5 protein-coding genes are annotated in these 8503 nt (G+C 41.7%); 3 read left to right on the plus strand and 2 right to left on the minus strand.

What is annotated here, in order from left to right; genetic code table 11:
• Nucleotides 1-166 precede the first annotated feature (166 nt).
• A complete protein-coding gene (locus BBA02S_RS19160) occupies nucleotides 167-1546 on the minus strand; it encodes a sigma-54 interaction domain-containing protein (protein ID WP_052477377.1) in 1380 nt (459 codons plus the stop codon).
• A gap of 204 nt (nucleotides 1547-1750) precedes the next feature.
• Here BBA02S_RS19160 and BBA02S_RS19165 point away from each other — a divergent pair, with 204 nt between their 5' ends.
• From BBA02S_RS19165 to brnQ, 3 genes are all read left to right on the plus strand, one after another.
• Entirely contained in the window at nucleotides 1751-2731 is a 981-nt protein-coding gene (locus BBA02S_RS19165) for a proline racemase family protein (protein WP_041114275.1), read from the plus strand.
• Between the two features lie 89 nt (nucleotides 2732-2820).
• Nucleotides 2821-3786 (plus strand): proline dehydrogenase family protein, encoded by a 966-nt coding sequence (locus tag BBA02S_RS19170; protein WP_041114276.1) that lies wholly within the window; start codon nucleotides 2821-2823, stop codon nucleotides 3784-3786.
• A gap of 139 nt (nucleotides 3787-3925) precedes the next feature.
• Nucleotides 3926-5284, plus strand: coding sequence for a branched-chain amino acid transport system II carrier protein (gene brnQ, locus BBA02S_RS19175; RefSeq protein WP_041114261.1), 1359 nt, complete (start codon nucleotides 3926-3928; stop codon nucleotides 5282-5284).
• A 147-nt stretch (nucleotides 5285-5431) separates the two neighbouring features.
• On the opposite strand, the gene BBA02S_RS19180 is transcribed toward brnQ, so the two are convergent.
• Nucleotides 5432-8494: an efflux RND transporter permease subunit gene (locus BBA02S_RS19180; protein ID WP_041114262.1), complete on the minus strand. Its 3063-nt coding sequence runs from the start codon at nucleotides 8492-8494 to the stop codon at nucleotides 5432-5434.
• Between the last annotated feature and the right edge of the window lie 9 nt (nucleotides 8495-8503).

Genomic DNA, 8503 nt, shown 5'->3' on the forward strand with positions numbered 1-8503 from the left:
GATCATTTCGAACCCCTTTTGCCGACAAACTAAGCCAGTACCTTCCTAAAGATGCTGGCTATTTGCGACTGGCTATTGATTTTTCTTTTATTCAGTGATCCGCCCCTCATAGACCAGTCACCAGTTTGCATGTCATTTCAAAAGTTCATCTATCGATCCCTTTCACTCACACTTCAATCCCGTATTCCTTTAGTTTCTTATAAAGACTAACCCGTGAGATGCCTAATTTTTTGGCGGCAGCACTTTTATTTCCATTCATTTCCGCAAGCACTTCTTGGATGCGGGCTTTTTCAAGCTGTGCTTTCTCATGGGCGAGTCCAATTTCTTCTTGAGCTGGCTTTCTTTTTTCAACCGTCGGAAATATATGAGTGATGTCATCCTCCCCTATCATGGACTGATCCGTGAAGATCACCATTCTTTCTACAACATTTCTCAGTTCCCTAATATTTCCGGGCCAATGATAATTCATAAACATCTCCATGGCGCTTTCTAACAGGGCGGGCTCTTGTTTTTGGTATTTAGCTGCGTATTCTTGGACAAAGCTTTTCACTAGAAGCGGAATGTCTTCAATTCTCTCCCGGAGTGGCGGAATGGTAAGGCTGACAACATTTAAGCGATAATATAAATCTTCACGAAATGTTCCTTCTTTTACCATTTCTTCAAGATCGCTATTTGTCGCTGCCACAACCCTGATATTGACTTTAATAGAGAGGCTGCCGCCGATCCGGTATACCTCTCTTTCTTGAAGCACGCGCAACAGCTTTACCTGCATATCAAGCGGCAGCATGCCGACTTCATCTAAAAATAACGTACCTCCATCTGCCATCTCCACTTTTCCTGCTTTTCCATCCTTATAAGCTCCTGTAAAAGATCCTTTTTCATATCCGAAGAACTCACTTTCAAACAAGGCTTCCGGAATCGCGCCGCAGTTGATGGGGATAAAGGGTTTGTCTTGGCGCAGACTTGCTTCATGAATGCCTTGGGCAAATAGCTCTTTGCCTACGCCGCTCTCCCCTTGGAGCAATACCGTGGCATCCGTTTTCGCAACTTTTAGAGCCAGTCCCTTTGTGTTCCTTATCGCCAGACTATTTCCTTTAATTTCTGATAAAGGTCCGATTTGTTCTTGCACATGATACTGCTGTTTAATTTTTTGCAGTTGATTGGTGGTTAATGTTAACTTCTCATTTAATCTCACGATACTAGTGATGTCTTGGTCAATAGAAATTGCCCCGAGTAAGTTTCCTTCTTCATCAAATATAGGAGAGGAGCTAATTAAGACATGCTTATCCGGACGTGGCTGGTGATAAGCATTAAATACAGGCTTTTTTGTTTCTAGTATCTCCAACAATTTCAAATCTTCCTGCTTAAAAAAATCACTTATTCGTTTCTTTTTTATTTCTTTCGCTGATATCCCATAAATGATCTCCGCTTGGGAACTCCAATATTCCACTTCTCCCTGTGCATTGATGATCGTAATGGCATCAGAGCTGGTTTCAATTAAAGTTTTTAAATAAAAGATTGAATGTTCAACAGGCATTGCGCTCATTTTGTCAACCTCCTGCCATCTGTAAACAAAATGTTCACTTTTAGTTTACAGTATTGTAAAATTAATTAACAATTTTATTGTACTAAATATTGAAAACAGTTTCAATAAACGCAATATGCTTATTTTTTAGAATTGGCACAATATTTGCATGTAGATAATTACAATTCATTACATCATGTATTAATGGGAGGTAATTATTTTATGATGGCATTAGAAAATTTTATTGAGACAATAGATGCCCACACAATGGGAGAAGCGGCCAGAATAGTAGTCGATGGCATTCCCCATATACAAGGGCACAGTATGATGGAAAAAAAGCAGCATATGCAGACTAAAATGGATAACATCCGCAAGCTGCTCATGCACGAGCCGCGAGGACATTTAAACATGTTCGGTGCCATTTTAACGGAGCCCTGCCGTCCGGAATGCGACCTTGGCGTCTTGTTTATGGATAGCGGCGGCTATCTGAATATGTGCGGCCATGGAACTATCGCTTCCGTGACGGTAGCCATCAACAATGGATTGATTGCTAAAAAAGACAAAGTACTGCTTGATACACCATCAGGGCTAGTAGAATGTTATGTAGACTATGAAAACGGCAAAGTAAAAGAGGTATCTTTCATTAATGTGCCAGCTTTCCTTTTAGAAAAAAGTGTAAGCGTTTTAGTTGAGAATGTGGGTCAAGTCACAGTCGATATCGCTTTTGGAGGCAGCTTTTTTGCAATAGCGGATGCTAGGGCATTCAACCTTCAATTGAACATTGATGAACAAGACAAGATCGCAGCCTTAGGCATGTTGATTCGCAATGCCGTTAACGAACAGCTAACGATCCGTCATCCTGAAATCCCTGAAATAAATACGGTCGACCTTGTCGAATTTAGTTTGCAATTAGAAGAGAATCATTATAAAAATACCGTTGTCTTTGGCGATGGGCAAATCGACAGATCGCCTTGCGGCACAGGCACTTGCGCTAAGCTCGCTACCCTCAACCTGGCACCAGGGGAACAAATTATTCAAGAAAGCATCATTGGTTCACAGTTTAAAGGAACGGTGGTTGGTTATACCGAAGCTGGCCGGCTTCAAGCGATCATTCCGAAAATTACCGGCTCAGCATGGATGACAGGGATGCATAAGTTTTCATTGGAAGAGACAGATCCTTATACGGAAGGCTTCTTATTAAAATAACTCTTATATATCATACTAATTTTTTGATCACCAAACGCTTTTAAAAAGAAACGGAGGTCCTTACTTTGGGAGTAACAAAAGACTTTTTCATGATGCTTTCGCAAAACAAATTGTTAAACAACGGAGCAAAACACTGGGGATTAAAACTTGGCGCACAGTCAGTTGTGGCCGGAACGAACATTGAGGAAATGATCAAAAGCGTCAAGGAATTGAATGCTCAAGGCATGTCTGCTACTATTGACAACCTTGGGGAGTTCGTTTTTGAAAAACAGGAGGCCCTAGAGGCAAAAGAACAAATTCTGGACGTTATTCAAGCGATTCATGAACAAGGACTAGACGCCCATATTTCCTTAAAGCCTACCCAGCTTGGATTAGACATCTCTTATGAATTCTGTAGAGGTAACTTGGAGGAGATTGTCTCGAAAGCCGAGAAATACAAGATATTTATTAATTTCGACATGGAAGACTACAGTCACCTGCATCTTTCCTTTGATCTCATTGATGAGTTGTCCAAACACTATACAAATATCGGTACAGTCATCCAAGCTTATTTCCATGAATCGGCAGAAACCATCAAAGCCTATAAAAATTATCGTTTACGCATCGTCAAAGGCGCCTATAAAGAGCCTGAACACTTGGCTTACCAAGATAAAAAAGACATTGACCGTCACTTTATTGAATTGATTGAGTACCACTTGCTTAATGGGAAATTTACATCGATCGCTACTCACGACCATCATGTCATTCATCACGTGAAACGCTTCGTGAAAACGCATCAGATTCCTAACGATAAATTCGAGTTTCAAATGCTGTACGGATTTAGAAAAGACCTGCAGCAGCAGCTCGTCAAGGAAGGTTTTAACTTTTGCACTTATGTACCCTTTGGAGCTGATTGGTACGGCTACTTCATGCGCCGGCTGGCTGAACGTCCGCAAAACTTAAACTTATTTGCCAAACAAGTGTTTAACAAAAAGACAAACCTGTTTATTGGAGTCGGAGCCAGTTCCTTTTTATTAGGAAGAATGAGCAAGAAACAGCCAAGAGCTAAACGCTGACCAAGTCAGTTACAAGAACCAGCACCTGGAGGAATGGTCTCAGGCGCCATTCCCTTCTATGCAAATGACCATTTTACACAATCATCCATTGGAAAGACCTGGACGAGCTCTCCAGCTTTTTAATGAAAGGAGAAAAACCATGAAAAATAACATTCCATTTTCACAAGTACTTGCGATTGGTTTAATGCTTTTTGCCATGTTTTTAGGAGCAGGCAACGTTATCTTTGCTCCAATGGTCGGCCAGCAAGCCGGATCAAATATTTGGGTGGCCATGAGCGGGTTTTTAATTACCGGAGTCGGATTAGTGCTGCTGGCTATCGTTGCTTTGACACGCGGCGGCGGAACAGTAGAAAAACTCGCACAAAGGGTTCATCCACTTTTTGCAATCATTTTCTCTGTTCTCTTATTTTTAACTCTCGGGCCTATTTATGTTATTCCAAGAACGACCTCTGTTGTATATGAAATCGCCATTAATCCGCTCGTTCAGGCAAAATCAAATACCAGCCTTTATTTATTGATTTTCTCTCTCTTATTTATTGGTCTGACTATCCTGCTTTCTTGGAACACAACTAAGTTTGTTGATCGCCTGGGGAAAATGATCACGCCAATTTTTGTAATATTATTAATTACCTTAATTGTCAAATCATTTATCACTCCCATGGGAATGATTGGGCAGCCTCAAGACGACTATGTAACTGGCACGTTCTTGACAGGATTTACTCAAGGCTACTATACGATGGACGTTCTGGCCGCCTTTGTTTTTGGAGGCATCTTCATTAAGTCCATTAGTTCCTTAGGCATAACATCAGAAAAAGCCGTATCCGCATTGTTTATTAAAGCAGGCATTATTACGATGATCGGGTTAGTTGCCCTGCAACTATCCATGGCATGGATCGGGGCTTCAAGTGTTGAAGCAATCGGATTTAAAAATAATGGCGGAGAAGTATTAGCCCAAAGTGCGATTGCTTTATTTGGGAAATCCGGCATTTACATTATCGGTACAGTCATTTTCTTAACAGGCATTACTACAAACGTTGCTTGTTTAGCTGCTGTTTCTGAATACTTCGAGAAGATTATTCCTTCCGTTTCTTATAAAAAGTGGCTGATTGTCTTTTCGATAGTAGGTTTAGTGATCACAAATTTCGGGCTTAACACAATCTTAACGCTGGCATCGCCCATTCTATTGCTTCTTTATCCGTTAGCCATCGCGTTAATTGCTTTAGTCTTTACGAACAATTTATTTAATGGCCATCGCTCGGTTTACGTTGGAACCGTTATCGGCACAGGGCTGGTAGCTGTCCTTGATGCACTAAAAGACGCAAATATTGCACCAGAGGCCATTAACCACTTCTTCGGCTTTATTCCTCTATTTGAAAATGGCGCTGGCTGGATCATTACGGGTCTCATCGGATTTTTCATCGGACTCGTTGCTGCTAAATCGAGAAAAGAGCCGGCCGCAATTATTAATATGAGTGGACAAGAAATACGCAAGGTTTAATGGCTACTAATTATAGCAGCCTTTGAAGTCCACAATTGAAAGCCGATGTTCTCCTTCAGAACATCGGCTTTCCCGGTTTTTCATCCCTTATAAAAAGCCCCTTCAGATTTTTCATCTAAAGGGGCCATGCTGCTCATAATCTGCTCTCTACTTGCCTGTTAATCCTCTTTCTTTTTTAGAAGTTTTAAAGAAAAATAATTCGTATACAACAGGGACAATAATCAGGGTCAGCAAAGTGGATGAAGTTAATCCTCCGATCACTGTCACCGCTAGTCCTTTTGAGATCAGCGTGCCTGATGATGTCGTCATAGCGAGCGGAATTAACGCGGCAATCGTTGCGAAAGCCGTCATTAAGATTGGGCGCAGCCTTGTTTTTCCCGCTTCGACTAAGGAAGCCCTTATCGTCAATCCGCGGCTGCGGTTTTGGCCCACCCGATCCACAAGAACGATCGCATTGGTTGTAACAATTCCGATCAGCATCAGAAAGCCAATCATCACGCTAACAGACAGCGGCTCTTTAACGATATAAAGAGAGACCAGTGAGCCGATTGGAACGAAAATCAGCGAGGATAAAATCACAAAAGGAATGCGGGCTTTACCGAACGTAATCAACATAGTTAAATAGACAAGCCCAATAGCTACAACAATAGCAATTCCTAACGATTGGAAAATTTCAACGGTTTCATCGTTTCCTCCCCCGCTTGTTAAAGACACGCCATCCGGCAGATCCAGCTTTTCTACGCCTGCTTTTACCTCTGATGAGACAGCCTGCACATCGTTGCCTTTCACTTGGCCAGATACTCGCGCATACACCTTGCCGTCCAGCTTTTGCACGGAAGTAAAGGCATCTATTTGCTGAACATCAGCAATTTCTGAAAGCTTTACAGGTCCTTTTTGAGAAAAAAGCGTAACATCTTCCAGTTCATCTTTAGATTGAAGCGCTTTGTCAAAGGATACCTGTACCTTTTGCTCTTTGCCATCTAAAGTAAGCGTGCCTACGTTCACTGGTTTGGTTTGGTCGCTGACGGTTCCAAGAATCTGGAAGCCTGACAAGCCATACTCACTTGCTTGATCAGGATCAATCTCCACCAAGAATTGCTGCTGCTTTTCACTGAAGTTATTTGTTACATATTTTAACTCGTTGTTTTTTTGCATATAAGCTTCTACTTGCTTAGAAGCTTTCTGCAGCGCCTCTAAATCATTCGAAAACAAGTCAACATCCACATTGTTGTTAGAAGGAGGCCCGCCCGTTTCTAATTCCTGCACGCTGATTTTTAAATCCGCTTGCTGTTCTTTTGAAATGCTCTCCATTTTTTTCTCTAGCGATTGAATGGTTCGTTCAACATCTGCGTTATCTTTTAAATTAACAAAGTAACTCGCTTTATTGTCCAGTCTCAACCCTGTCGCAAAATCTCTGGCACCGACAGAAGCCGTTACATCCGCAATTTCTTTTTGCTTGCTGAACATATCCTCCACCAGCAAAGAGACCGTGTTCGTTTTCTCCAAGGAAGCGGAGGATGGCAGTTCAATCGAGGCAGTTAACGTTTTTGACTGCTCGTTAGGAATAAACGTGAACCCTAATGAAGGCACGACCGCAAACGATCCGGCGAGCAGCAAGACAGATGCAAATAAAATAATAAACTTATGGTTCAATGATTTTTCTATTAACCGGCCATACAGCTTTTGAAGAGCTCCCTCTTTTTCTTCCGGCGGCACTTTTTTGAAAGAAAACTTGGCTAGAATTGGCACGATCGTAATAGCAACAAGCAAGGAGGCTAACAGCGAAAACACAATGGTTAAAGCAAACGGCAAGAAGAACTTTCCTGTGATGCCGCCGACAAATCCGATAGGCAAAAACACAACAACCGTTGTTAAAGTAGAGGAGGTAATCGCCTTTAAGATTTCTTTTGTCGATTCTAAAATGACCGTATTGGACATGCCTTCACTTGATTTTCGCACTCGCCTGAAGATATTTTCAATGACCACAATGCTGTCATCTACTACACGCCCGACTGCTACAGCCATTCCTCCAAGCGTCATAATATTTAATGATACATCCAGCTGTTTTAAGAAAATCGCTCCAATCAGCAAGGACAGCGGAATCGAAATGACTGCAATCACAGTGGCTCTGGCATTGCGCAAGAACACCAAAACAGCAATCGAGGCAAACAAGGCGCCTAATAACCCTTCCTTCACTAAAGTGCTGACTGACTTTTCAATGTCCTTTGCCGAGTCAATGCCGATTTCATAAGCAATCTTGTCGTCATATTTCTTGAGGATATCCATTACTTTATCTGCTACCTCGACCGTATTGGCATCCTGTTTTTTCGTAATTGCCATGGATAATGACTCTTTTTCATTGTAACGGGCAATTTCACTTTTATCAGTGACTTGCTTAATCGATGCAATGTCCTTTAAGCGAACCGCCTCTGCAGGCTGAGATGGCACACCTTGCGTTCCTGGCGCAGCCGCTCCGAAAGCAGAGGTAATCTGCAGGTTCTCCAGTTTATCAAGAATTTCTAGGCTTTCTTCCACCCTTATCGGAATTTGTTGCTGATTTTCCGTTAATTCACCTGCCGGAAAAGAAAGATATTTTTCATTAATCTGCTCTTTTATACGGCTGAGAGACAGCCCGGCTTTTTCCGCTTTTTCTTTATCTATTGTGATCTGTACAAGATTATCGGTCAGACCGGCGACAGATACGTTGTTAATGCCTTTTATCTTTTTGAGTTCAGGAATAACCTCGTCTTTCATCAGCCGTTCAATATTGCTTCCATCTTTGCTGAAGACAGAAATATTGTAAATAGGAAAAGCGCCAAATGATAAACGGTTGAGCTTTACTTCTGCTTCATCCGGGAGGCTTGCTTCCTCTACCGCCGAATTAACCTGCTGTTCCACTTTATCAAGGTCTGTGTCAAAGGGAAATTCTAAAGTAATCATTCCAATGCTGTCATAGGCCGAGCTGGTCACCTTTGTGACGCCTTCTATGGAATTCAACTGGTTTTCAAGCTTGGAAACGACCTGCTTATCAACATCGTCAGGTGACGCTCCTGGATAAACGGCTTCAATGGAAATTTGGGGAAACTCAATATCAGGGAATTGATCGACTTTTAACTTGGAAAAAGAATAAATACCGCCCAGTATGAGTAAAAACGAAATAATAAAAACAGCAACGGCATTTTTTAAACTGAATTTCGTTAAAAAGTTCATTTAGTTACC

Origin of the sequence: Bacillus badius NBRC 15713 (assembly GCF_001591605.1) — a bacterium.
Classification (GTDB): domain Bacteria; phylum Bacillota; class Bacilli; order Bacillales; family Domibacillaceae; genus Pseudobacillus; species Pseudobacillus badius.